This window comes from Bacillus sp. FSL P4-0248 (genome assembly GCF_038593305.1).
In the GTDB taxonomy this organism is placed as follows: Bacteria; Bacillota; Bacilli; order Bacillales; family Bacillaceae; genus Bacillus; species Bacillus safensis.
Genome location: NZ_CP151983.1, coordinates 21,997 through 47,045, shown reverse-complemented (window position 1 = coordinate 47,045; position 25,049 = coordinate 21,997). Strand labels below are relative to the sequence as shown.

Here is a 25,049-nt window from a genome sequence, read left to right as displayed (position 1 = left end):
TGCACCGTTTGCAAGAACCTTTCTTTATTGTTCAATATGATAGGCATCGTATATCGTGCGCTTTGGCACACCACGTTCGACAGCTGTACGTTTAATGGCTTCCTTCGACGTTAATCCTTCCTCTATGTAATGGATCACATGTTCTTTTTCAGATAAGGACGTCCACCAAGCTTCTTCATTCAGCTCTTCTTCAGCTTGATCATTTCCTTGTACCACAAGACAGAATTCACCTCGGATTTGATTCTCCGCAGCCCATGTCAGCACAGACTCTATATCTCCACGAATAAACTCTTCGAATTTTTTCGTCAGTTCTCTCGTAATTGCGATGTTCCGATTCCCCCACACTTCCTTCATCAAAGTCAGCGTTTCTTTTAATCGATGGGGTGCTTCATAGAAAATGATCGTTTCTTGACGTTTCTTCAAGGCTTCAAGCTGCTTTTTCTTTTCTTTTTTTTGACGGTCGAGAAAACCGTAAAAGAAAAATGGCTGAGGCGCGATTCCTGATGCAATGAGTGCCGTTAGTGCAGCATTAGCGCCAGGTAACGGAATGACATAGCCCCCAATGCTAGTAAAATCTCGAACCACTTCGGCCCCTGGATCTGAAATCGTCGGTAAACCGGCATCACTCACGAGTGCGATATTTTTCCCTTCTTTTAGCCATTCGATTAACTTGTGGCCGCTGCTGTCTTTGTTATGCTCATGATAGCTGGTTAAGGGTGTATCAATTTCGTATACATGACAAAGCTTTTTCGTTTGCCTTGTATCTTCTGCGGCAATATAGTCTACATCTTTTAATGTTTGTATCGCTCGGAACGTCATATCTTCTAGATTTCCGATCGGGGTTGGGACAAGATAAAGAATCCCCATACCAGATTGACCATCAAAGCTTTTCTGTGTCTTTTTCATGTGCCGCCTCCTTTTCTATTCGCATTTCTTCTATATAAATGTCTTTCTTTTTCCGCGTCCACGTTTTGAAACGATATTCTTGCTGCATGGCTTCTCTTTTGGTTGCAAAACATTCATGATAAAAAAGCTCAACCGGCCGTCTCGCTCTTGTATACTTTGCTCCCTTTCCACTATTGTGGGTCATCAATCTCTTTTGTAAATCATTTGTATAACCCGCATACAGGCTGCCATCTGCACATTTTAATACATAGAAGTAATGATTATGCTTCTCCATACAGTATCGTCCTGATTTCATCTGTATACTCCTGATCTTCCCCATAAACAAAAAGAGGCGGGAGAATTTTCAGATCTGGTTTTCCATCTTTTATGCCCTCTACCAAGATGGTATTGGCTTCTTTCCCTTGTTTGGGATAAACAAATTGAATTCGTTTTGGCTCAATTCGGTATTCCTTCATTAATTCCACAATCTCAAGCAGCCGTCCTGGTCGATGAACCATCGCCAGTTTTCCCCCTTGCTTTAGCAGCGTGGAAGAAACACGAACAACATCTTCTAATGTACAATGAATTTCGTGCCGTGCAATCGCCAAATATTCATTTTCATTGATTTCATCCTTAGAAGGTGTTTTAAAATATGGCGGGTTACATGTAATCACATCAACTTTATGGTTGCCGTAGCGTTCCGGCATATCATTCAAATCACCATGAATCAATTCAATCTGGTGCGCAAGTTGATTATACTCCACACTTCTTTTTGCCATATCAAACAGCCGTTCTTGAATTTCAACACCCGTAATCGAGGCCTTAGAACGAGTCGAAAGCAGCAATGGCACGATGCCATTTCCGGTACAAAGATCAATGATCTCTCCTTTTTGGATTGGCACATACGCAAATTTAGCTAATAACACCGCGTCCAATGAAAAGGCAAACACAGTTTTACTTTGTATAATCTTCATATCTTCGGCGAGCAGGTAATCTAAACGTTCATCTTCTCTTAACGAAACCATGATGTATCCTTTCTTTTCCTGTGAAAAAGGCTCCCGATTCAGCGGAAGCCTTTTCTCATTTTTTATTTAAAAATGACAGACAGAACAAACAGTCTCCCTCTTTACGAATGCTTCCATAATGTACATTACAAATATGGAAGCCCTCCTGATATAACCGGGCCAGGTTATCATGACCTTCTCCTATATCAGAATGACTTGGCTTCTGGGCAGAATCATTCTCTGCCTCAGACGATTTGTCTCGATCCGACTGATCCAGACGTTCACGCAAGTGCTGATTCTCCATCTGCAGCTGATGATTTTCTTCAATCACTTCACCGATATGATTTTTCAAATCACCTAACTGGCGATAAAGAGAACCGATTTGTTCTTCTAAATTAATCACCGTATCAAATAGTTCCTTTTTATCCAAGGTGGCACACCTCGTTACTCAGTTGTTTGTGCAGATACAACGCCTTCTTGTAATAATTCTTCCCATGTATATTCTATCACTTTTTCTTGCCCGGTTAATTCAACTTGCAAAATTCGTTCTAAAATATTGAGCCCTACTACCTTTGCAGAGCCATTAGACGTTTGAATCGTTTCGCCGATATCCGGTAATTGTTCCTTCGCTGTTTCATACTCATCATTCTCATATTTCAAGCAGCACATCAAACGGCCGCATAGTCCGGAAATTTTTGTCGGATTTAACGACAGGTTTTGATCCTTTGCCATCTTAATCGACACTGGTTCAAAGTCTCCTAAGAATGTCGAACAGCAAAGCATTCGCCCGCAAGGACCAATGCCGCCAAGCATTTTTGCCTCGTCTCTTACGCCAATCTGGCGAAGTTCAATTCTCGTTTTGAAAATTGATGCAAGATCCTTCACTAGCTCACGGAAATCAACTCTGCCATCTGCTGTGAAGTAGAAGATGACCTTGTTTCGGTCAAATGTAAATTCAACATCAACCAATTTCATTTCCAGCCCATGTTCACTTACCTTCTGAAGACATGTATCAAAGGCTGTCATCGCTGCTTCTTTGTTTTCCTCAACGATGAGCCGATCTCGTTCGTCTGCTACACGAATGACTTTACGCAGAGGGAGAACCACATCGTGTTCATCTACTTTTTTGTTGGCGATGACCACTTGTCCGTACTCAACCCCTCTGACCGTTTCTACAATGACACAACTATCATTTTCTATATGAAATCCATTAGGATCGAAATAATAGATTTTGCCCGCTTTTTTAAAGCGAACACCAATTACGTTGTACAAGCTTATCCCTCCTGCAACATCAACACCAATTGCTCCATCAGCCCTTGGGCATTCACGTTGGATTGAAGTCTCTTTTTCGCTTCTAATACAGCAAGGATCTGGCTGGTCACCATCTGCTGTGTGGAATGCAGCGCATGCTGCTTCATTGTCTGGAATAAGTCTTGATAAATGACTTTATCTTCATTTCCTATTTGAATCGACAATACATCACGATATATAAATAAAAGCATATCCAGACCTGTTTCTTGAAGGTCTTTCTCTTTGAAAAAAGGCATCCATTGATCCTGTATATAAAAAAATGCATGTTCTTTTCGCTGGTGTAAGACTTCATACAATTTTATCACTTTCGCTCTAGACTCTGCAAACTGATCATTTCGACTTAATTCGAGTGCTTCTGCTAAATTATTGGTTAAATTCGACAAAAGCCTTGCGAGATGCTGAGATACGCCTTCTTGTAAAAGCTGCTGCTCCAAGGATTGTGGCTGCAGCGGCTGAAAGCTGAGCATCTGACATCTTGAAATAATCGTATCCAGCATTTTATGCGATTGCTCAGTGATTAAAACCGCCATCGTTTCCCGATTAGGCTCCTCTAGGAACTTCAATAAACTGTTCGCGGCATTGACCGTCATTTTGTCCGCATGAAGAATAATATACATTTTCCGGTGAGATTCTACACCGGCTTTTGTAAATTCCTCTTGCAGTGCCTGCACTTGCGCCTTCTTAATTGATTGGCCATCAGGCTGCACAAGATGTAAATCGGGATGGTTTCCTGATGCAATCCTTTTGCAGTTTTGACAGGATTCACATGGTTTCACTCCTGATTCCAAGCAAAAAAAGCTTTTAGCCAAAAGCATCGCTGCATCCAGTTTTCCGGTTCCTTTTTTTCCTTCAAATAAGTAGGCGTGCGCAAGTCGGTCTTTATCAATACTATTAAAAATCAGCCGCATGACGCGCGGCTGCAAATCATTCATGTCATCCCAGCTAATTGCCATGTTATCACTCTCTATGTGTAAAGGTTAATCAATAAACCTTTTATTTCTCCAATACGTTCAAGCAAATCAATAGATGGTTTTTCTTGATCCATCATTTCCTCGGTTAATTCAATCAGCTTTTCATCTAAGGCTTTGACCAAAGCAAGTGTACGTGTGTTGCCATAAATGTCAAAGCTCCTTGATGTTTCTATATTTAGTCCATTATCGACTGTCTCTTTCACAAAGCGCTTCACCAGTCCTTTAAACCTAGCCAAATCCTTTAAGTTTCGTGACTTTGCGAGCTTTTTTCCGAACACTTCGATATCACTCAGCATGACTGTCAGCTGTTCTAAGCGCAGTTTGCCGCTTTGCGTCTCCATCGAAGCTTTAAAGGAGGCAGATGTCTGGCTTCCTTTCATCGCTTGGAGTTCACGCTTTTCTAAACGCAGCCGCATATCTTGATTAATTTTCACAGCAACCCATCCTTAAAATTGATGAAATTGTTCAACTGGCAGAATAAAAACTGTAGCTCCGCCAACTTCAACCTCAACAGGGTATGGTACGTATGAATCTGCATTTCCGCCCATTGGGGAGACAGGCGCGATCATTTGATCACGTTTACGGCAATTTTCTTTTATAAGCTGTAATGCTTTATCCACCCGGACATCATCACAACCAATAATAAAAGTCGTATTCCCAGACTTTAAAAACCCACCAGTTGAAGCTAATTTTGTCACGCCGAAATGATGTTCAGTCAATATTTTCAACAACTTGCTGCTATCTTGGTCCTGTACAACGGCAACAATTAATTTCATTTGATTGGCCTCCTTTATTTTAGGCACAGATGACATGCCGATGTCTTCCTCTATATTATAACAACGATTGGGAATTAGGTCATATTTGATTTTGCTTTAATGTGTCCTGAATCAATTGAAGGACTTCTTCATAGACAGCCTGCATCGGCTGAGACGCATCCACTACACGGAATCGTTCTGGCGATTGTGCAATAAGCAGTTCATAGCCTTCTCTGACCAGCTGGTGGAAATTCAGCGTCTCCATGTCTAATCGATTCTTTTCTCTTCCCTGGTTGGAATCAATTCGCTTTAACCCTTCCTCAGGTGTAATAGAAAAATAAATGGTCATTTGCGGCATCGTGCCATTGATAGCAAAGTCGTTAATTGACTTTACTTCTTCAATCCCAAGCCCTCTCGCATAGCCTTGATAAGCAAGGGAGCTATCAACAAAACGATCACATAAAACCGTCTGCCCGCGCTGTAATGCCGGTTCTACCTTCTCAGCCAAATGCTGCCTTCTTGCGGCTGCATACAGCAAAGCTTCTGTTTTCGCATCCATTTTTGTGTTTTTTTCATTTAAAATGACTTCACGAATCTGCTCTGCAATGTCAATGCCGCCAGGCTCACGTGTCGCCATCACTGCATATCCTTGGCGTTCCATTTCTTCATACACTTTTCGAATCACTGTCGTTTTTCCAGCACCCTCTGGCCCTTCAAACGTAATAAACATACCGCTCATAGTGTCTCCTCTTCTATATAAACATATAATTTTCTCTGATGAATCACCTGACTGGCTTGAACATGAACCTGATGTCCAAGCAAACGGCTTAAAGCCGCAATCTGATCGATTTCAATACGCTCTCCCTTAACGATCAAAGGAATACCCGGTGGATATGGAATAACCGATTCTGCACTAACCCGTCCTGCTGCATGTTCAAATGGGACGGCTTCTATATCCTGTCTATGCTCATCGTTGTCATCAGCCGGCGCCTCTCTTTGGAAATGATCTTTTCCTTTGAGCAATGAATCGCTTTGATTAAGGGCCTGCTCTATCTGTTTAAAAGGAATATCCTTCTTCTGTTCTAAACCAAAGATAAGTAAAACCTGATGTTCGTCGGCAAGCTCTGGGTGAACCTCCACTGATTCAAGTACTCGTTTTAGTTCATAACCAGTCAGCCCTTTTGTTGATCGAATCACACATTTTAATGGATCGTTAGAAAGCAATTCAGACTCTACCACTTCAAGCTGGGGTATACGGTTGAACTCATTTTTCAGCTCTGCCAGTCCTTTCATCATTCCATCCGAGATCCCTTTTTTCTTGATCTCCTCGACATAAGCTCTTGCCACATCTAATGAGGCCATAATTGGATAGGATGGAGAACTGCTTTGAAGCATCGTGAGGAATGTTTTCAAACGTTTTGCATCCATTCGCCCCCCCTGAAGATGAAGGTAGGATCCCATCGTCATGGCCGGAAGGGTTTTATGTGCTGATTGTACCACCACGTCAGCTCCATAGGAAAGAGCAGATGGGGGAAAAGCGCCGCCTAATACAAAATGTGCACCATGTGCCTCATCAACCAAAACGATCATGCCTGCTTCGTGGCACATGTCAATCAGCTTTGATAAATCAGCCGCATGTCCGTAGTAGTTCGGATAAGTCAAAACGATCGCCCGGCAATTAGGGTGTTTGGATATGGCTTTTTTGACTGTTTCATCCGTCACATGTGTTGGTACATGCAGGTGTGGATCTACCTCAGCTTCTACCATAATAGGCGTGGCTCCTGCAAGTTCAATCGCATGGTAAACAGACTTATGACAATTTCGCTGGACGAAAATCTCATCTCCCGCACGACAGGCTGCCATCACCATCGCTAAATTTCCGACAGTTGTCCCATTCACAAGGAAAAAGCTTTGATCTGATCCATATAGCTTTGCCAATAAATGTTCAGCCTCTTGTATCACACCAGTTGGATGATGGAGATCATCTAACCCTTCAAGCTCTGTTACATCCAGCTGAAGAATTGAGTCATAATAAGTCCGTGCCTCATCAAAAAAGACATCTCCATTGTGATGTCCTGGAACGTGGAAAGAATAAGGTTTCTTTTCCGCATGTTGTGCTAATGCTGTATATAAAGGTGTTTTCAAACAAATCGACCCTTTTCACTTTAACGATATCTTATGTCTATTATAACGTTCATACAAGGGAACCGAAAGATGGATTCTCATTCCTTAATTGGCTGGTGATTCGTCAGCTGCTGTTCTGCCTCATACATTCTGTTTTTCAATTGGGCTCGCTCTTGGCTTCCATGCTCTTTCACCTGTAACGTTTCCTGTAAGGTTTCAGCTAATTGGCGTTGAACCTTTTTCAACGTATCTATAGGTGCAAAAGCTGCCTCTTCAAGAAGCTCCCCCTGCTGCTTTGATACCTTTTCATATGTTTTTTTGATTCGATTCTCAAGAGCTGAATTGGCACGCTGCTGAATATGGGTTAACGCAATCGACATTTGGTTGATCCATAGAGGAATAGATGCAGAAACAGTTGATTGAATGTGATTGGCCAATGTATGATTCGTATGCTGGATCATTCGAATTTGGGCATTACATTGCAACGCAATTTGCCGGCTTAGCAGCAAATCATATTTCCGTTCTTTCAACCTCTCCATATATTCTTCTGCATTGACTTCCTGACTCATCAAATGATCCTCTATAGTCCGATTACCAGTCTGCTCCGTTTCTGATATGATCTGCTTCTCTAAAGTTGTTATTTTCGCTTCAACTGCTGCAACCTGCAGCGTCATCTCTTGGAAAAAGGTTTGATTTTCTTCAAATAAACGCTCTAATAACATGTGATCGGAAATTAATCCGCCTTTTGCGTAACGAAGCCTTGCTGATAATCTCTCGATCTGTGATTTTGCATGTTGAAAACGCGATATGATTTCCTGAGTAGAACGCTTCTCCCGCCGAAATAACTTCGAAAAAAAGCCCTGCTTCTTTGGCAGTAAGTCCTCCGGTTCTACTACTTGGAGCTGGTGCAAAAAGGCCTCAAGCACGTCTCCTATTTGATCGATATCTTTTTTCTCAACATATTTCATCATTTGTTGTGATTGTTCCAATAATCGTTCCTGAACACGTGTACCATAGAAAAGCAGCTTTTGCGGATTGTCAGGGATTTGCTCAGCACGCTGCAAGGCTTCTTGTTTCTCCTCATCAGATAAGGTATCAAACACTTGAAACTGAAGATCTGTAGTGGCAGCAGATGATGTTGGGATGTGATCTTCTGGTTTCATTGCGTTTGACTCCTTTCATTATTTCTTTATCATTTTATCTGCCACTTCAAGCTCAATATGAAGGGCTTCTATGTCTCTTCCTAATACTTGCTGCAAATCATTCGTCAATTGCTTTTGCAGCTCTGTCAGCGTCACTCGAGTTTGGCTTAGTGTCATTTCCAACTCATGACTGCGATCAGGCTGGTTATACAATAGTGCATATTTTCCAGTTAGTTCAACGACAGAATCCAAGCTTTCAAAATAAAAACGCTGTACATCATAAAATCGGGTCGGCTCTTTTTTTGTAATCGTATAGATTCGTCGTGCAAGTCGGAGAATTTCATAATTATGTTTGATCGTCTGTACGTTCTTCACAGCAAATAAAGCCTTCTTTAAACGTACGAGCTTTTGTCCTGCTTCTTTTAAATGCTGTTTGATATATACATAATCACTACGAGACAGTCCGTGTTTCTTTAAAAACAACTGGAAAGCAACCCATCTGCTCCCTGCAAACATTACGCCCCACCCCATCATCGCATACAGTATCGATAGTCCAACATGATGATGGAAAACCCCAATACTGACGGTTAAAATCACAAGCGAAAAAAAAGTAGAGAGGATGGCCCATATAAATGTATAAAAGATTGATTTCATGTTCATCGACTCCTATGAATAATCAGGCTCTCTGTTTATCTTATTATTAATTACGGATGATGTCCAAACTAAGTTCCAAAAAACAGGCCCAATCCTCCATAGCTCATAAAAAAAGACCATCTAATGGTCTATGAATACAAAGGCGGCGTATGAAGATTTTTTAGCTTTCTAACATAATCGGCATAGCTAGGATCCGAGGTCGATGTAGAAATTAACTTTCTCTCACATTCTCGGCACAAAAACTGATGATATAAATAAATTCCCTTTGTTTTTTTCTCTTCACAAATCAAACAAATCGCTTCTCGCTCTTTTTTGCTCATTGTGACACCTCCACTTATAGCTTCAGTATGCCCTAGCGCCTTCAATTGTATACAAAATTAAGAATGTTTTAGATGGTAGTTTAGTATATGTATCCATGTCAGATCGAGTGTTTGTTCCTTTTCTTTAAAAATAAAAAAGACCAGTTCCGACTGGAACTGATCCTAATAGAAGCTTGGCGGCGTCCTACTCTCACAGGGGGAAACCCCCAACTACCATCGGCGCTGAAGAGCTTAACTTCCGTGTTCGGTATGGGAACGGGTGTGACCTCTTCGCTATCGCCACCAAACCTGATGGAGAGAATGTTCTCTCAAAACTAGATAACAATGTTCATGCTTCACATTAGAATATAGGTTAAGTCCTCGATCTATTAGTATCTGTCAGCTCCACGTGTCACCACGCTTCCACCTCAGACCTATCAACCTGATCATCTTTCAGGGATCTTACTTCCTTGCGGAATGGGAAATCTCATCTTGAGGGGGGCTTCATGCTTAGATGCTTTCAGCACTTATCCCGTCCGCACATAGCTACCCAGCGATGCCCTTGGCAGAACAACTGGTACACCAGCGGTGCGTCCATCCCGGTCCTCTCGTACTAAGGACAGCTCCTCTCAAATTTCCTGCGCCCGCGACGGATAGGGACCGAACTGTCTCACGACGTTCTGAACCCAGCTCGCGTACCGCTTTAATGGGCGAACAGCCCAACCCTTGGGACCGACTACAGCCCCAGGATGCGATGAGCCGACATCGAGGTGCCAAACCTCCCCGTCGATGTGGACTCTTGGGGGAGATAAGCCTGTTATCCCCGGGGTAGCTTTTATCCGTTGAGCGATGGCCCTTCCATGCGGAACCACCGGATCACTAAGCCCGACTTTCGTCCCTGCTCGACTTGTAGGTCTCGCAGTCAAGCTCCCTTGTGCCTTTACACTCTGCGAATGATTTCCAACCATTCTGAGGGAACCTTTGGGCGCCTCCGTTACATTTTAGGAGGCGACCGCCCCAGTCAAACTGCCCACCTGACACTGTCTCCCTGCCCGATAAGGGCAGCGGGTTAGAAGGTCAATACAGCCAGGGTAGTATCCCACCGATGCCTCCACCGAAGCTAGCGCTCCGGTTTCCAAGGCTCCTACCTATCCTGTACAAGCTGTACCAACATTCAATATCAGGCTGCAGTAAAGCTCCACGGGGTCTTTCCGTCCTGTCGCGGGTAACCTGCATCTTCACAGGTACTATAATTTCACCGAGTCTCTCGTTGAGACAGTGCCCAGATCGTTGCGCCTTTCGTGCGGGTCGGAACTTACCCGACAAGGAATTTCGCTACCTTAGGACCGTTATAGTTACGGCCGCCGTTTACTGGGGCTTCAATTCGCACCTTCGCTTACGCTAAGCGCTCCTCTTAACCTTCCAGCACCGGGCAGGCGTCAGCCCCTATACTTCGCCTTACGGCTTCGCAGAGACCTGTGTTTTTGCTAAACAGTCGCCTGGGCCTATTCACTGCGGCTTCTCGGGGCTTTAACACCCTAAGAAGCACCCCTTCTCCCGAAGTTACGGGGTCATTTTGCCGAGTTCCTTAACGAGAGTTCTCTCGATCACCTTAGGATTCTCTCCTCGCCTACCTGTGTCGGTTTGCGGTACGGGCACCTCTCACCTCGCTAGAGGCTTTTCTTGGCAGTGTGGAATCAGGAACTTCGCTACTAAATTTCGCTCGCCATCACAGCTCAGCCTTTACGGGAAACGGATTTGCCTATTTCCCAGCCTAACTGCTTGGACGCGGATATCCAATACCGCGCTTACCCTATCCTCCTGCGTCCCCCCATTGCTCAAATGGTGAGGAGGTGGTACAGGAATATCAACCTGTTGTCCATCGCCTACGCCTTTCGGCCTCGGCTTAGGTCCCGACTAACCCTGAGCGGACGAGCCTTCCTCAGGAAACCTTAGGCATTCGGTGGACGGGATTCTCACCCGTCTTTCGCTACTCATACCGGCATTCTCACTTCTAAGCGCTCCACCAGTCCTTCCGGTCTGGCTTCACAGCCCTTAGAACGCTCTCCTACCACTGTTCGTAAGAACAGTCCGCAGCTTCGGTGATACGTTTAGCCCCGGTACATTTTCGGCGCAGAGTCACTCGACCAGTGAGCTATTACGCACTCTTTAAATGGTGGCTGCTTCTAAGCCAACATCCTGGTTGTCTAAGCAACTCCACATCCTTTTCCACTTAACGTATACTTTGGGACCTTAGCTGGCGGTCTGGGCTGTTTCCCTTTCGACTACGGATCTTATCACTCGCAGTCTGACTCCCAAGGATAAGTCATCGGCATTCGGAGTTTGACTGAATTCGGTAACCCGGTAGGGGCCCCTAGTCCAATCAGTGCTCTACCTCCGAGACTCTTACCTTGAGGCTAGCCCTAAAGCTATTTCGGAGAGAACCAGCTATCTCCAGGTTCGATTGGCATTTCACCCCTACCCACACCTCATCCCCGCACTTTTCAACGTGCGTGGGTTCGGGCCTCCATTCAGTGTTACCTGAACTTCACCCTGGACATGGGTAGATCACCTGGTTTCGGGTCTACGACCACGTACTCATGCGCCCTATTCAGACTCGCTTTCGCTGCGGCTCCGCATCTTCTGCTTAACCTTGCACGGGATCGTAACTCGCCGGTTCATTCTACAAAAGGCACGCCATCACCCGTTAACGGGCTCTGACTACTTGTAGGCACACGGTTTCAGGATCTATTTCACTCCCCTTCCGGGGTGCTTTTCACCTTTCCCTCACGGTACTGGTTCACTATCGGTCACTAGGGAGTATTTAGCCTTGGGAGATGGTCCTCCCGGATTCCGACGGAATTTCACGTGTTCCGCCGTACTCAGGATCCACTCTGGAGAGAACAACATTTCAGTTACAGGGCTGTTACCTTCTTTGGCGGGCCTTTCCAGACCTCTTCGCTTATATCGTTCCTTTGTAACTCCGTATAGAGTGTCCTACAACCCCAAGAGGCAAGCCTCTTGGTTTGGGCTGTTCCCGTTTCGCTCGCCGCTACTCAGGGAATCGCATTTGCTTTCTCTTCCTCCGGGTACTTAGATGTTTCAGTTCCCCGGGTATGCCTTCTCATACTCTATGTATTCAAGTATGGATACTACTCCATTACGAGCAGTGGGTTTCCCCATTCGGAAATCTCCGGATCAAAGCTTGCTTACAGCTCCCCGAAGCATATCGGTGTTCGTCCCGTCCTTCATCGGCTCCTAGTGCCAAGGCATCCACCGTGCGCCCTTTCTAACTTAACCATTTCTTACTTTAGAAAGAATCACTATGTGTGATGAACTTTGCATTGCATTCAATGTGAATGTATTACTTATTGTTATCTAGTTTTCAAAGAACACGTTGGTGGAGCCTAGCGGGATCGAACCGCTGACCTCCTGCGTGCAAGGCAGGCGCTCTCCCAGCTGAGCTAAGGCCCCGATTTAATAGAAGATGGTGGGCCTGAGTGGACTCGAACCACCGACCTCACGCTTATCAGGCGTGCGCTCTAACCAGCTGAGCTACAGGCCCATCTTTCATATCGAAGATATGATGTTGTAGGATCTTTTGCAAGTTCCTTCAAAACTAAACAAGACGAAAACGTACGCTGCTCCATATATCCTTAGAAAGGAGGTGATCCAGCCGCACCTTCCGATACGGCTACCTTGTTACGACTTCACCCCAATCATCTGCCCCACCTTCGGCGGCTGGCTCCATAAAGGTTACCTCACCGACTTCGGGTGTTGCAAACTCTCGTGGTGTGACGGGCGGTGTGTACAAGGCCCGGGAACGTATTCACCGCGGCATGCTGATCCGCGATTACTAGCGATTCCAGCTTCACGCAGTCGAGTTGCAGACTGCGATCCGAACTGAGAACAGATTTATGGGATTGGCTAAACCTTGCGGTCTTGCAGCCCTTTGTTCTGTCCATTGTAGCACGTGTGTAGCCCAGGTCATAAGGGGCATGATGATTTGACGTCATCCCCACCTTCCTCCGGTTTGTCACCGGCAGTCACCTTAGAGTGCCCAACTGAATGCTGGCAACTAAGATCAAGGGTTGCGCTCGTTGCGGGACTTAACCCAACATCTCACGACACGAGCTGACGACAACCATGCACCACCTGTCACTCTGTCCCCGAAGGGAAAGCCCTATCTCTAGGGTTGTCAGAGGATGTCAAGACCTGGTAAGGTTCTTCGCGTTGCTTCGAATTAAACCACATGCTCCACCGCTTGTGCGGGCCCCCGTCAATTCCTTTGAGTTTCAGTCTTGCGACCGTACTCCCCAGGCGGAGTGCTTAATGCGTTAGCTGCAGCACTAAGGGGCGGAAACCCCCTAACACTTAGCACTCATCGTTTACGGCGTGGACTACCAGGGTATCTAATCCTGTTCGCTCCCCACGCTTTCGCTCCTCAGCGTCAGTTACAGACCAGAGAGTCGCCTTCGCCACTGGTGTTCCTCCACATCTCTACGCATTTCACCGCTACACGTGGAATTCCACTCTCCTCTTCTGCACTCAAGTTTCCCAGTTTCCAATGACCCTCCCCGGTTGAGCCGGGGGCTTTCACATCAGACTTAAGAAACCGCCTGCGAGCCCTTTACGCCCAATAATTCCGGACAACGCTTGCCACCTACGTATTACCGCGGCTGCTGGCACGTAGTTAGCCGTGGCTTTCTGGTTAGGTACCGTCAAGGTGCGAGCAGTTACTCTCGCACTTGTTCTTCCCTAACAACAGAGCTTTACGATCCGAAAACCTTCATCACTCACGCGGCGTTGCTCCGTCAGACTTTCGTCCATTGCGGAAGATTCCCTACTGCTGCCTCCCGTAGGAGTCTGGGCCGTGTCTCAGTCCCAGTGTGGCCGATCACCCTCTCAGGTCGGCTACGCATCGTCGCCTTGGTGAGCCATTACCCCACCAACTAGCTAATGCGCCGCGGGTCCATCTGTAAGTGACAGCCGAAACCGTCTTTCATCCTTGAACCATGCGGTTCAAGGAACTATCCGGTATTAGCTCCGGTTTCCCGGAGTTATCCCAGTCTTACAGGCAGGTTACCCACGTGTTACTCACCCGTCCGCCGCTAACATCCGGGAGCAAGCTCCCTTCTGTCCGCTCGACTTGCATGTATTAGGCACGCCGCCAGCGTTCGTCCTGAGCCAGGATCAAACTCTCCGAAAAAGTACAAAACCGAAGTTTTGCTTTTCGCCAGTTTGACTGACTACCTATGAAGTTTCATAGGATTTTTTTTAAAAACTCGAATTAACAGGTACGTTTTGTCTTGTTTAGTTTTCAAAGAACTTGTTTACCGCTTCAGAAGCGACTAGAACATCTTATCACATCCAAGTTGTTAGTGTCAACAACTTTTTTGTTATTATGTTTTTTCGTTTCTTCGTCATCAGCGACGTATATTAATTTACCACCCTATCCAATCAAAGTCAACAATATTTTTCATTAAATAATAAACTTTTCAATGACGATTAAAGCTGCTACGCCCGGAATACCCAATAAACCACTAATTCCACTCGTTACAGGGTTAATAGAGACATGTAATCCTAGACTCTCTCCAAATAGGTTGAGGCAAAATAAAAAAAGAGCGCCTGCTACAAACTTCACTCCGATAAGCCCTAACCATTTGAATGGATTCGCCTGCACACCTGACATAAACAACAATAGCACAGCTAGCAAAATTGACCCGATCACAACAACAGGTTCCATAATCCTCTCATCTCCTCTTCATATGAATAGTACAAGCATATGAGAGGACTATGTATAATAGACCTGCTATTTCCAGTTGTTTAAACGTAAATTCCTCTTTTTCGCTTCTCTCAGATAGAAAAAGTACTTCGCTTGAGCAAGCTTTAATTCGAATAGAATGTCCGGTGAAGGCTCAACGCTATTTGCGACAAGCTTTTTTTGTCTGTTCCATTCTTCCTTTTGCTTAAAAAGCTGTTGAATTAATTTCTCATCGAATTCTTTTCGAATTGATTTTCTGCGAAGAAAACCCATGTACCGTACTTCTCCTTCCTACATCTCACGTCTGCCTTCTAGAGCCTTAGACAGTGTAACTTCATCCGCATACTCTAAATCCCCGCCTACTGGAAGTCCGTGAGCAATGCGAGAGAGTTTAATTCCTGATGGTTTTAACAATCTGGAGATATACATGGCTGTTGCTTCTCCTTCAATGTTTGGATTGGTTGCAAGGATCACCTCTGTCACTTGATCGTCTTGCAATCTTTTTAATAGGTCAGGAATTTTAATATCCTCTGGGCCAATTCCGTCCATTGGCGAAATGGCACCATGAAGCACATGATATAAGCCGTTGTATTCTTTCATTTTTTCCATTGCGATTACATCTTTTGGATCCTGCACTACACAGATAACAGATTGATCTCTTCTTGTATCTTCACAAATATAGCAAGGATCTTGGTCTGTGATATGACCGCATACCGAACAATAAGTTAAATTACGCTTTGCATTTACAAGCGCCTTCGCAAAATCTAGTACGACATCTTCTTGCATACTAAGAACAAAAAAAGCCAGACGGACCGCAGTTTTTGGTCCGATTCCTGGCAATTTCATAAAGCTGTCAATCAGCTTTGATATTGGTTCAGGATATTGCATCTTCAGTTATTCCTCCTAGAATAAACCTGGCATGTTCATTCCTTTTGTGAATTGACCCATCGTTTCATTCGTTAGCTCATCGACTTTTTTCAATGCATCGTTTGTCGCAGCAAGTACAAGATCTTGAAGCATATCGATATCTTCTGGATCAACAACTTCTTCATTAATTGCTACATCAACGACTTCTTTTTGTCCATTTACTTTTACAGTGACCATACCGCCACCAGCTGTACCTTCAAGGACTTTTTCTGCAAGCTCTTCTTGAGCCTTCGCCATATCCTTTTGCATTTTTTGCATTTGTTTCATCATTTTTTGCATATTTCCCATTCCACCGCGCATATGAACACCACTCTCTTTCATTTTTATTAATCTTTAATTTCAATTAAATCGGTTCCTACTAATTTCTTTGCTTCCGCAATCAATGGATCCTCTTCAGAAGAAGTTCCCTGACCATCTGCTTGTTCATCCGGCTGATGATCTCTTAAAAATTCTTCTCTTATTTTACCCCATTGAGCGTCAGGAACGCCAACTAATTCCACTCTTTTTCCTAACATAGACTCTAGCAGTTGTTCAAGATTGGTCCGAACACCACTTTTATCTTCAGCAACCATTTTACAATGTATTTCAAATTTGAATTTTAAAACAAAGGCATGCGAAGCAGCCGCAACTGGCTCACTGTCCGTTAATAACGCAGCGTGAGACACCTTATTCTGCTGTTTCAACTGGGCAAGGAGCTCTCCCCATTTGCCTTTAATTTTTTCTAACTCAGGCCGTTTCGCTTCTTTTAGAATCTCATGAATTCGGCCGACAGGAGCACGATAGCCATTTTTGTTACTTGTTTGTGGTCGAGGCGCTTCCTTTTTTTCTTGAGGACTATGAGATGGAGACATTGGTACACCTTCGGCTCTTAGCCTTGATAGTTCCTGTTCCAGCCTGTTTATTTTATCTGTTAGCGCCGTTAAATCAGCGTCAGCATGACCTTGTGTCAATCCTGCTGTTGACTGACACAGCTTTACAACAGCTACCTCAAAGAAAATCCTTGGATGATTTGTCCATTTCATTTCTTGGTGGCTTTTATTCAGGACTTCAATTGTTTCATACAGAAATTGAGGTGTCACACGATCTGACAGCGCCACGAAACTTTCGTCGACCTTTACCTTTTCAAGGACCCCCTCGAGATCTGGTGCCGTTTTATAAAGCAGCATATCTCTAAAGTAAAAAATCATATCCTCTATTAATTTAGCAGCATCTTTCCCCTGCTGGAGCAACTCATTTAATGTATCTAACGCTGTCGCAATATTTTGATCAAAAATTGCTTCAGCAAGCTGACTAATGAAATGCTGAGATACAGCACCTGTAATGAGCAGCGCATCATCAATTGTCAATTGTTCACCACTAAATGAAATCGCTTGATCCAAGAGACTTAGTGCATCACGCATACCGCCATCAGCTGCACTAGCAATAATCTCGAGCGAACCCTCCTGTACGTTAAGGCCTTCTGCATCTACAATTTTCTCCATTCTTCCAACAATATCTTTAGTCGTGATTCGTTTGAAATCAAATCGCTGACAACGAGATATGATGGTAAGAGGAATCTTATGGGGCTCTGTGGTAGCCAAAATAAAGATACAATGAGCAGGCGGTTCTTCCAGCGTTTTAAGGAGGGCATTAAATGCCCCGATAGAGAGCATATGTACTTCATCTATAATATAAACCTTATACGTAACCGCCGAAGGAGCAAATTTCACTTTATCACGTATATCACGGATTTCATCTACCCCGTTATTCGAGGCAGCATCTATTTCAATCACGTCTGAAATTGAACCGTTTGTAATCCCTTTACAGGCATCACATGCATTACACGGCTCACTAACAGGTGACTTTTCACAGTTCACTGCCTTAGCAAAGATTTTGGCAGCACTTGTTTTACCTGTTCCTCTAGGACCTGAAAATAAGTAAGCATGAGAAAACTTTTTCTGCAAAAGGGCATTTTGCAACGTTTTTGTGATGTGTTCTTGTCCAACAACATCCTCAAAAACTTGAGGTCTGAACACTCGATATAAAGCTTGATAACTCACAAATACGCCCTCCTCCATTTATCATCTTTTTCATTATACATGATGCACCGATCAATTCAAAAGCACACCTTTATTTTCTAATATGCCAAAAAGATGATTTCAACTATAGATTTTCTACTTTCCATGCATTAAAAACGTATTTTCTAGCTTTGTAAAAAAACCCGAAACCCCAAACAGAACACCAGTTCTTGTTACGATTAGTGAAAAAAACAAATGGCTCCAAAAAGACTTTTTATCTATTTGTATAACCAAAGCAGTTCAGCTATTCTTTGAACAGCAACAAAAAACTCACCTAGTTAAACTAGATGAGTTACATTTAATATTGATTTACCGTGCACCTTCTGTCGATTCGCTACCCCAAGCGTTACTTAAACAGTTAGCTCGGCCCAGGCAACCCTGCGGCACATGAGAGGTTTCACTTAATGCTGCTTCCTTCCGGACCTGACATGGTTCATGAATTCCCATTGCGCAGGACCCAGACGTCAACACCACTTATTTAAGGCAGACCTTGAAGTAAACGAACCTCGAGAAGGGATTCGGCCTCGCTAGAGCGGATTGCGAGTACAGGGCACCGCTACCTCCCCGCTTAGCACGGCAAAATGAATATTAAATTGTTAGTGACGCAGACATAAGTATACCTTCTTATAGCTCAAATTGCAAACGGCATCCATTCATTTACTTTTGGCTTGTTTCTTTCGCTGACGGAGATTTCGGAAGAACTGACTTAACAGCTCACCACACTCATTTTCAAGTACACCACCGATGACCTCAGACTGATGATTGAACCGTTCATCATCCAGTAAATTCATTAAAGTACCTGCGCATCCACCTTTTGGATCGTATGCACCAAAAACGACCTTTTTCACTCTAGAGAGAACAATAGCACCCGCACACATTGGGCATGGCTCAAGCGTAACGTAAAGCACAGCATCTTCTAAACGCCAGCTCCCTGTCGCTTTACATGCTTCATCAATAGCAAGTAATTCTGCATGTGCAATCGAACGCTGCTCACTTTCCCTTAAATTATGAGCCCGGCTCACAATTTGATCATCAACAACAATGATCGCACCAATCGGCACTTCCCCTATTTGTTCTGCTTTTAAGGCTTCAGAAATGGCTTCTTGCATAAACTGTTCATCTTTCGTCATAGCACGGCTCTCTTTTCATGTTTTTTAAAAGGAAATTGAGGTTAACATATTATCACAATCTTTTAAAGGGGGTCTTATTTTGTCAAAGCACCAAAAGGCGCTACTTATTATCGACATGATTAATGATTTTGATTTTGAAATGGGACATGTGCTTGCAGAAAAAACAGAGCAAATGACCAATAAAATTTTAGCTCTTAAACAACATGCTTTCAAGGAAAATTGGCCAATCATTTATATCAACGATCACTACGGACTTTGGAAGGCTGATATCCAAGCTGTTCTGGAAACATGCAAAAACGAAAGAAGCGCTCCTATTTTAGAGAAAATGACACCATCTAAAGATAATTACTTCTTAATTAAACCTAAGCATTCTGCCTTCTACGGTACTGCACTAGAGACACTCTTAAATGAATTAGGTGTTGAGGACATTATTCTAACTGGAATTGCCGGAAACATTTGCGTTTTGTTCACTGCAAATGACGCATACATGCGAGAATACAATCTAATTGTACCTAAAGATTGTATCGCTTCAAACGACGACAGAGATAACGACTACGCTTTAACAATGATGGAGAACGTTCTTCTAGCCAAAATCACTACCGCTAAGGAAATCACGAATGAAAATCAAACATGATTTAGCCATAACCCTCATAAATTGTTAGCAATAACAAAGGGGGCGTTGACTATTCAAATTTATGTTGTCAAAAGAGGAGATACTTTAAACGACATTGCTATGCGTTTTAAAACGACAGTCAATGAAATCATCCGTACTAACGAAATCGAAACACCAAATCAACTCGTCATTGGACAAACAATTGTCATTCCAATTAGAGGTCAATTTTATGAGGTCAAACAAAATGACACACTATATCAAATTGGTAGACGGTTTCAAATCTCAGTGGAAGAATTGGCACGCGTGAACAGAATTCGGCCTGAAGCAATACTGCCTGTTCGTTTCTTGCTCTATATTCCACAAAGACCGAAAAGGAACATTAATTCCAATGCTTATATTGAACCACGGGGAAATCAAGTCAGTGAAAACTTAAAGCAGGCAGCTAGAGAGGCCTCCCCATACTTAACCCATTTAGACATCTTTAGTTTTCAAGCACAAAGAGATGGGACACTGCGAGAACCACCGTTAGACCAACTACCCCAGATTGCCGCTCAGAACAGAACTGTATTAACCATGGTGGTGACAAATCTAGAGAATGAAAAATTCAGTGATGAACTTGGGCGTATTCTTTTAACTAACCAATCTGTCAAAACGGCATTTTTAGATGAAATTGTTCGTGTTGCCAAAAAGTATCAATTCAAGGAAATCCATTTTGATTTTGAATATTTACGCCCTGTTGATAAAGATGCTTATATTCAATTTTTAAGAGAAGCAACAGCCCGTTTCCATCAAGAAAGATGGACAATATCTGTTGCACTTGCACCAAAAACAAGTAGTCAGCAAAAGGGCAAATGGTATGAAGCCCATGACTATGAAGCGATCGGTAAGATCGTCGATCATGTTGTGCTGATGACCTATGAATGGGGGTACAGCGGTGGCCCTCCACAAGCTGTCTCTCCAATTGGGCCTGTCCGCCAAGTCATTGAATATGCACTAACTGTCATACCGGCCAATAAAATTGTAATGGGGCAGAATTTATACGGCTATGATTGGACACTTCCTTTCGTCCAGGGCGGCCCCATCGCCAAAGCCGTCAGTCCTCAACAAGCAATTGCACTAGCTAGAGAGCACAATGTCTCTATCTTATACGACGAAACAGCACAAGCACCCCATTTTCGTTATACAGATGCCAACAACAAAGAGCATGAGGTCTGGTTCGAAGACGCTAGATCGATTCAAGCAAAATTCAATCTCATCAAAGAGCTAAAATTGAACGGCATTGCTTATTGGAAATTAGGTCTATCTTTCCCACAAAATTGGCTCTTATTATCAGATCAATTTAATATTGAAAAAAGAACGACATCGTAATCCATTCACTCTATCAATTAGAAGGGGTATGGTACAATATACATTGGTTTGACAACTTTAACTTTATAGATAGAGGAGAACGCCTATGTATCCTGCCCCTTTTATTGCAGTGGAAGGCCCAATTGGAGCCGGAAAAACAACTTTGGCTACAATGCTTGCGAAGGAATTTCAATTTCCTTTAGTAAAAGAGATTGTAGAAGAAAATCCATTCTTAGATAAATTTTATGAAGATATGGAACAATGGAGCTTTCAGCTTGAGATGTTCTTTTTATGCAATCGGTTCAAACAGTTAGAATCAATTGAAGAAAACTATGTAAATAAACAGCAGCCGGTTGTCACTGATTATCACGTCTATAAAAATATGATATTTGCAGAAAGAACATTATCAAAAAAGCACATGGATAAATACAGAAAGATCTATCACCTGCTAACAGATGATCTTCCTAAACCAAATGCCATGATCTATATAAAAGCCAGCCTTCCCACCTTACTTGAAAGAATACAGATGAGAGGACGCTCTTTTGAAGAAGACATTGACCCAGCTTATTTAAAAACACTCATTGAAGATTACGAGCTGGCCATTGAACATTTAAAACAGACTGAGCCAGGGCTTCCCATCATTACAATTGAAGGAGATCATACAGACTTCGTTTCCTCACAGCAAGATTACCAGCAAATTGTACAGAACATAAAGGAGCAAGTGCTATGAACAATATCAAAATACCAAAGGACGCAGTCATCACAATTGCCGGGACTGTTGGTGTCGGCAAATCAACTATGACCAAAACAATAGCGGACAAGCTAGGGTTTCAAACCTCTCTTGAAAAAGTAGATGATAACCCATATTTAGAGCCTTTTTATTCAGATTTCCAAAGATGGAGCTTCCACTTACAGGTCTATTTCCTAGCTGAGCGTTTTAAGGAGCAAAAGCGGATTTTTGAATCTGGCGGAGGATATGTACAAGATCGTTCCATTTATGAGGACACTGGCATTTTTGCAAAAATGCATGCGGACAAAGGTACGATGTCTGAGGTCGATTATGAAACGTATACAAGCCTATTTGAGGCGATGGTGATGACACCTTACTTCCCTCACCCTGATGTCCTCATCTATCTACACGGGAATTTAGATCATATTTTACATCGTATTGAGGAACGCGGCAGAGAGATGGAAACTCAAACTGACCGGGCTTATTGGGAAGAAATGTACACTCGATACACGGAATGGATCGAACAATTTGATTTATGCCCAGTGATTAAAATTAATATTGAAGATTACGACTTACTTCATGATGAAAGCTCACTTGATCCCATTCTTCATGAAATAGCTTCTGTTATTCAAAAAAATCGCAATCAAACAAAATAAAAAAAACCGCTGCATTCGCGAAATGCAGCGGTTTGACAATTTCCAATTTTTATGCTTGCGTTCAATTCAACTAAGGTAAAAAATCAATATGGCGGAGGAAGAGGGATTCGAACCCCCGCGGGCTTTGACACCCCTGTCGGTTTTCAAGACCGATCCCTTCAGCCGGACTTGGGTATTCCTCCGTATCGACAAGAATTAATATACCATATCATTTTATTTGAAGTCAACACCTTTTCGTAAAAAAATTTCAATAAGTGATTTTTGCATGATGTTTGCCTATAAAAAAGCAGCCATTGACGGCTGCTCTTGATCTATTTCGTATCCTGTCTAATTTCTTCAATAAACTGATTCATCTCTACTTTAAACTCATTTAATGACTCGATAATCTTCGTAAAGTCTGTCACTTGTTTGGCTTGTTCATTTGTTGAGCTGCTGATTTGTGAGATGTTTTCAGACAAAGTGCCAATGCTGTCTTGGATTTCTTTTAAAAATGTATTAATGGTTTCAGCCGCTTCCTTCGAGCCATCTGATAATTTGCGAACTTCATCAGCAACGACAGCAAACCCTTTTCCGTTCTCACCTGCTCTTGCGGCTTCAATTGCAGCATTTAAACCAAGCAGATTTGTTTGTCTAGCAATTCCGCCAATGGTTTTGACGACTTCTTCAATATTCGCAGATTTCTCTTCCGCTCTTCCTGCCTGTTCGCTTATTTCTAAACTTGTGGCAGCCAGTTCTTGTGAATGTGCAGCAATTTGCTCAATTCCACCTTGGAGTTCTTTCGCTACTTTATTGATTTGCTCCATATAACCGCTTAATTTCTTTTCGCGATGATGTGAAAATGCCACTAAAAAAGAGCCGATTACTTTTCTATCTTCATCAAAAATCGGGTAACCTTTTACAGCAATTTCATAACCATATAAATGCTCTGGTAAATGACCGTCATATTCTTGTCCTCTTAATGTCGTCGCCACATTTTGGTCTTCTGGGTTCAATGGGTCTCCAACTTTCATACCAAAATCTATTGTGTTAGACGGGTAATAACAAAGTATCTTCTCTGTATCTGTGATGCCGAAAAGAATACTTTCATCTAGTACCTTTCTAAGTAAATGAGCCATTTCAACATAATAGTCAAGCCTATTCACGGTTATTCCTTCTTTCCTAGAAGCTTTTAATTTTTTTATCGGCCAAATTCAGGAAAACTGTAGGACTTTTGGTAAAAAGAAAAAGATGCCTTGACGGCATCTTATTTCATCACTTCTTTATTTCCCATATAAGGACGCAGTACTTCAGGAATGATTACTGTGCCGTCCTCTTGTTGATAGTTTTCTAAAATAGCCGCTACGGTTCTTCCTACCGCTAATCCAGATCCATTTAATGTGTGGACATGTTCTGGCTTCGCTTTAGGTTCTGGACGGAAACGAATGTTTGCACGTCTTGCTTGGAATGCTTCGAAGTTACTGCAAGAAGAAATTTCACGGTACGTATTCTGGCTCGGAATCCACACTTCGATATCGTATTTCTTCGCAGCTGTGAATCCTAAATCTCCCGTACACATGCTCATGACACGGTATGGAAGGTTCAATAGCTGAAGAACTTTTTCTGCTTGATTTGTTAGTTTCTCTAATTCTTCATAAGAATCTTCTGGTCTGACAAATTTAACAAGCTCTACCTTGTTAAATTGATGCTGACGGATGAGTCCGCGTGTATCTCTTCCGGCAGATCCTGCTTCTGATCTAAAGCAAGCACTGAATGCTGCATAGTTGATTGGCAGCTGTTCACCTTCGAGAATTTCGTCACGATGCATGTTCGTAATTGGCACTTCAGCTGTTGGAATGAGGAAGTAATCTTCTTCACGTATTTTAAAGGCATCCTCTTCGAACTTTGGAAGCTGACCAGTTCCTGTCATGCTCGCTCTGTTGACCATATAAGGTGGAAGCACTTCAGTAAAACCAAACTCATCCACATGTAAATCAAGCATAAAGTTATACAATGCGCGTTCTAAGCGTGCGCCAAGCCCTTTATAAAAAACGAAACGGCTTCCTGTCACTTTTCCTGCACGTTCAAAATCAAGGATTTTTAGCTCATCAGCTACGTCCCAATGTGGTTTTGGTTCAAATGAGAAGGCTGGCTGTTCGCCCCATTTTCTCACTTCCACGTTGTCGTCTTCTGTTTCACCAACTGGTACAGAGTCATGGGGGATATTTGGAATTGAGAACAGGATGTGCTGCAGGCTTTCTTCTACTGTTCTTAGCTCATCATCCAGCTTCTTGATCTCATCTCCTACCTCACGCATTTCTTGAATAATGTGATCGGCGTCTTTCTTTTCTCTTTTTAGAACGGCCACTTGCTGTGATACTTCATTTCTTCGGCTCTTTAATTCTTCTGTTTTCCCGATTAATTCTCTTCTTTTTTGATCTAGCTCACCAAACTTATCAAAATCCGCTAAATCTTCGCCTCGGTGTGCTAATTTTTCTTTGATTTGATCAAAGTCCGTGCGCAGTTGTTTAATATCCAGCATGTGTAACACTCCTTTTTTTATCGAAAAATAAAAAGAGCCCTCATCCCATGAAAGGGACGAGAGCTCTCGCGTTGCCACCCTGATTGAAAACATGCAAAGGCATGCTTTCCTCTTTCCTCTGTAACGGTATCACCGTAAATGCTTACTTCTCTAGTTTCAGCA

The 25,049-nt window shown here is 43.1% G+C and carries 25 protein-coding genes, 3 tRNA genes, 3 rRNA genes, 1 other RNA gene and 1 other annotated feature (1 of these 33 running past the window's edge); of the genes, 4 read left to right on the top strand and 28 right to left on the bottom strand.

The window, feature by feature from the left end:
- Positions 1–24 precede the first annotated feature (24 nt).
- From rsmI to tadA, 25 genes are all read right to left on the bottom strand, one after another.
- A complete protein-coding gene (gene rsmI / locus NST65_RS00250; RefSeq protein ID WP_111926609.1) occupies positions 25–906 on the bottom strand; it encodes a 16S rRNA (cytidine(1402)-2'-O)-methyltransferase in 882 nt (293 codons plus the stop codon).
- Entirely contained in the window at positions 881–1,180 is a 300-nt protein-coding gene (locus tag NST65_RS00245; protein ID WP_034284140.1) for a GIY-YIG nuclease family protein, read from the bottom strand. The genes rsmI and NST65_RS00245 overlap by 26 nt, the downstream gene beginning before the upstream one ends.
- Complete coding sequence (locus tag NST65_RS00240) at positions 1,167–1,910, bottom strand: tRNA1(Val) (adenine(37)-N6)-methyltransferase (protein WP_070326877.1); 744 nt, start codon at positions 1,908–1,910, stop codon at positions 1,167–1,169. The genes NST65_RS00245 and NST65_RS00240 overlap by 14 nt, the downstream gene beginning before the upstream one ends.
- Positions 1,911–1,965: 55 nt before the next feature.
- Complete coding sequence (gene yabA / locus NST65_RS00235; RefSeq protein WP_024425629.1) at positions 1,966–2,319, bottom strand: DNA replication initiation control protein YabA; 354 nt, start codon at positions 2,317–2,319, stop codon at positions 1,966–1,968.
- Between the two features lie 14 nt (positions 2,320–2,333).
- Positions 2,334–3,161 (bottom strand): stage 0 sporulation family protein, encoded by an 828-nt coding sequence (locus NST65_RS00230; RefSeq protein WP_024425628.1) that lies wholly within the window; start codon positions 3,159–3,161, stop codon positions 2,334–2,336.
- Positions 3,162–3,163: 2 nt separating this feature from the next.
- Positions 3,164–4,153, bottom strand: coding sequence for a DNA polymerase III subunit delta' (gene holB / locus NST65_RS00225; protein ID WP_024425627.1), 990 nt, complete (start codon positions 4,151–4,153; stop codon positions 3,164–3,166).
- Between the two features lie 11 nt (positions 4,154–4,164).
- A complete protein-coding gene (locus NST65_RS00220; protein ID WP_024425626.1) occupies positions 4,165–4,605 on the bottom strand; it encodes a YaaR family protein in 441 nt (146 codons plus the stop codon).
- Positions 4,606–4,617: 12 nt separating this feature from the next.
- Positions 4,618–4,947: a cyclic-di-AMP receptor gene (locus NST65_RS00215; RefSeq protein WP_024425625.1), complete on the bottom strand. Its 330-nt coding sequence runs from the start codon at positions 4,945–4,947 to the stop codon at positions 4,618–4,620.
- A 79-nt stretch (positions 4,948–5,026) separates the two neighbouring features.
- A complete protein-coding gene (gene tmk, locus NST65_RS00210; protein WP_111926607.1) occupies positions 5,027–5,665 on the bottom strand; it encodes a dTMP kinase in 639 nt (212 codons plus the stop codon).
- Positions 5,662–7,071 carry an aminotransferase class I/II-fold pyridoxal phosphate-dependent enzyme gene (locus tag NST65_RS00205; RefSeq protein ID WP_111926605.1) on the bottom strand — a complete coding sequence of 470 codons (1,410 nt, stop codon included), beginning with the start codon at positions 7,069–7,071 and terminating at the stop codon, positions 5,662–5,664. The genes tmk and NST65_RS00205 overlap by 4 nt, the downstream gene beginning before the upstream one ends.
- Positions 7,072–7,148: 77 nt before the next feature.
- Positions 7,149–8,213 (bottom strand): toxic anion resistance protein, encoded by a 1,065-nt coding sequence (locus tag NST65_RS00200; RefSeq protein WP_065215446.1) that lies wholly within the window; start codon positions 8,211–8,213, stop codon positions 7,149–7,151.
- Positions 8,214–8,231: 18 nt separating this feature from the next.
- Positions 8,232–8,846, bottom strand: coding sequence for a 5-bromo-4-chloroindolyl phosphate hydrolysis family protein (locus tag NST65_RS00195; protein WP_342489218.1), 615 nt, complete (start codon positions 8,844–8,846; stop codon positions 8,232–8,234).
- A gap of 128 nt (positions 8,847–8,974) precedes the next feature.
- Positions 8,975–9,166, bottom strand: coding sequence for a sigma factor G inhibitor Gin (locus tag NST65_RS00190; protein ID WP_024425620.1), 192 nt, complete (start codon positions 9,164–9,166; stop codon positions 8,975–8,977).
- Between the two features lie 171 nt (positions 9,167–9,337).
- Positions 9,338–9,453: ribosomal RNA gene (rrf, locus tag NST65_RS00185) — 5S ribosomal RNA — on the bottom strand.
- A gap of 61 nt (positions 9,454–9,514) precedes the next feature.
- Positions 9,515–12,445 (bottom strand): 23S ribosomal RNA (locus NST65_RS00180).
- Positions 12,446–12,543: 98 nt separating this feature from the next.
- Positions 12,544–12,619: transfer RNA gene (locus NST65_RS00175), tRNA-Ala, on the bottom strand.
- 14 nt (positions 12,620–12,633) lie between these two features.
- Positions 12,634–12,710, bottom strand: a tRNA-Ile gene (locus tag NST65_RS00170).
- A gap of 95 nt (positions 12,711–12,805) precedes the next feature.
- Positions 12,806–14,354 (bottom strand): 16S ribosomal RNA (locus NST65_RS00165).
- Together the 16S, 23S and 5S rRNA genes with 2 tRNA genes alongside form the textbook arrangement of a ribosomal RNA operon.
- A gap of 273 nt (positions 14,355–14,627) precedes the next feature.
- Positions 14,628–14,891, bottom strand: a complete 264-nt coding sequence (locus NST65_RS00160) for a pro-sigmaK processing inhibitor BofA family protein (RefSeq protein WP_065214480.1) — start codon at positions 14,889–14,891, stop codon at positions 14,628–14,630.
- Positions 14,892–14,957: 66 nt separating this feature from the next.
- Positions 14,958–15,182 carry a YaaL family protein gene (locus tag NST65_RS00155; protein ID WP_024425764.1) on the bottom strand — a complete coding sequence of 75 codons (225 nt, stop codon included), beginning with the start codon at positions 15,180–15,182 and terminating at the stop codon, positions 14,958–14,960.
- An 18-nt stretch (positions 15,183–15,200) separates the two neighbouring features.
- Positions 15,201–15,797, bottom strand: a complete 597-nt coding sequence (gene recR / locus NST65_RS00150; RefSeq protein ID WP_003218094.1) for a recombination protein RecR — start codon at positions 15,795–15,797, stop codon at positions 15,201–15,203.
- 15 nt (positions 15,798–15,812) lie between these two features.
- The gene (locus NST65_RS00145) at positions 15,813–16,136 is read right to left on the bottom strand and encodes a YbaB/EbfC family nucleoid-associated protein (protein WP_008342011.1); all 324 of its coding nucleotides are present in this window, start codon (positions 16,134–16,136) and stop codon (positions 15,813–15,815) included.
- A 26-nt stretch (positions 16,137–16,162) separates the two neighbouring features.
- A complete protein-coding gene (dnaX, locus tag NST65_RS00140) occupies positions 16,163–17,875 on the bottom strand; it encodes a DNA polymerase III subunit gamma/tau (protein WP_065214479.1) in 1,713 nt (570 codons plus the stop codon).
- A gap of 330 nt (positions 17,876–18,205) precedes the next feature.
- An RNA gene (ffs, locus tag NST65_RS00135) (signal recognition particle sRNA large type) lies at positions 18,206–18,470 on the bottom strand.
- 76 nt (positions 18,471–18,546) lie between these two features.
- Positions 18,547–19,023 carry a tRNA adenosine(34) deaminase TadA gene (gene tadA, locus NST65_RS00130; protein WP_034284264.1) on the bottom strand — a complete coding sequence of 159 codons (477 nt, stop codon included), beginning with the start codon at positions 19,021–19,023 and terminating at the stop codon, positions 18,547–18,549.
- Positions 19,024–19,102: 79 nt separating this feature from the next.
- Between tadA and NST65_RS00125 the strand changes: the two genes are divergently transcribed.
- The 4 genes from NST65_RS00125 (at position 19,103) to NST65_RS00110 (ending at position 22,369) form a co-directional block, all read left to right on the top strand.
- A complete protein-coding gene (locus NST65_RS00125) occupies positions 19,103–19,657 on the top strand; it encodes an isochorismatase family cysteine hydrolase (RefSeq protein WP_034284265.1) in 555 nt (184 codons plus the stop codon).
- A 45-nt stretch (positions 19,658–19,702) separates the two neighbouring features.
- Positions 19,703–21,004, top strand: coding sequence for a glycoside hydrolase family 18 protein (locus tag NST65_RS00120; protein ID WP_046314483.1), 1,302 nt, complete (start codon positions 19,703–19,705; stop codon positions 21,002–21,004).
- An 85-nt stretch (positions 21,005–21,089) separates the two neighbouring features.
- Positions 21,090–21,713 (top strand): deoxynucleoside kinase, encoded by a 624-nt coding sequence (locus NST65_RS00115; protein WP_024425759.1) that lies wholly within the window; start codon positions 21,090–21,092, stop codon positions 21,711–21,713.
- Positions 21,710–22,369, top strand: coding sequence for a deoxynucleoside kinase (locus NST65_RS00110; protein WP_041115176.1), 660 nt, complete (start codon positions 21,710–21,712; stop codon positions 22,367–22,369). Before NST65_RS00115 ends, NST65_RS00110 begins: the two co-directional genes overlap by 4 nt.
- Before the next feature lie 89 nt (positions 22,370–22,458).
- On the opposite strand, the gene NST65_RS00105 is transcribed toward NST65_RS00110, so the two are convergent.
- The 3 genes from NST65_RS00105 to serS form a co-directional block, all read right to left on the bottom strand.
- Positions 22,459–22,551 (bottom strand) — tRNA-Ser (locus NST65_RS00105).
- 129 nt (positions 22,552–22,680) lie between these two features.
- Positions 22,681–23,511, bottom strand: a complete 831-nt coding sequence (locus NST65_RS00100; RefSeq protein WP_024425758.1) for a methyl-accepting chemotaxis protein — start codon at positions 23,509–23,511, stop codon at positions 22,681–22,683.
- 101 nt (positions 23,512–23,612) lie between these two features.
- The gene (gene serS / locus NST65_RS00095; RefSeq protein WP_024426746.1) at positions 23,613–24,887 is read right to left on the bottom strand and encodes a serine--tRNA ligase; all 1,275 of its coding nucleotides are present in this window, start codon (positions 24,885–24,887) and stop codon (positions 23,613–23,615) included.
- Between the two features lie 49 nt (positions 24,888–24,936).
- Positions 24,937–25,049, bottom strand: a binding site (T-box leader) (it continues 104 nt past the right edge of the window).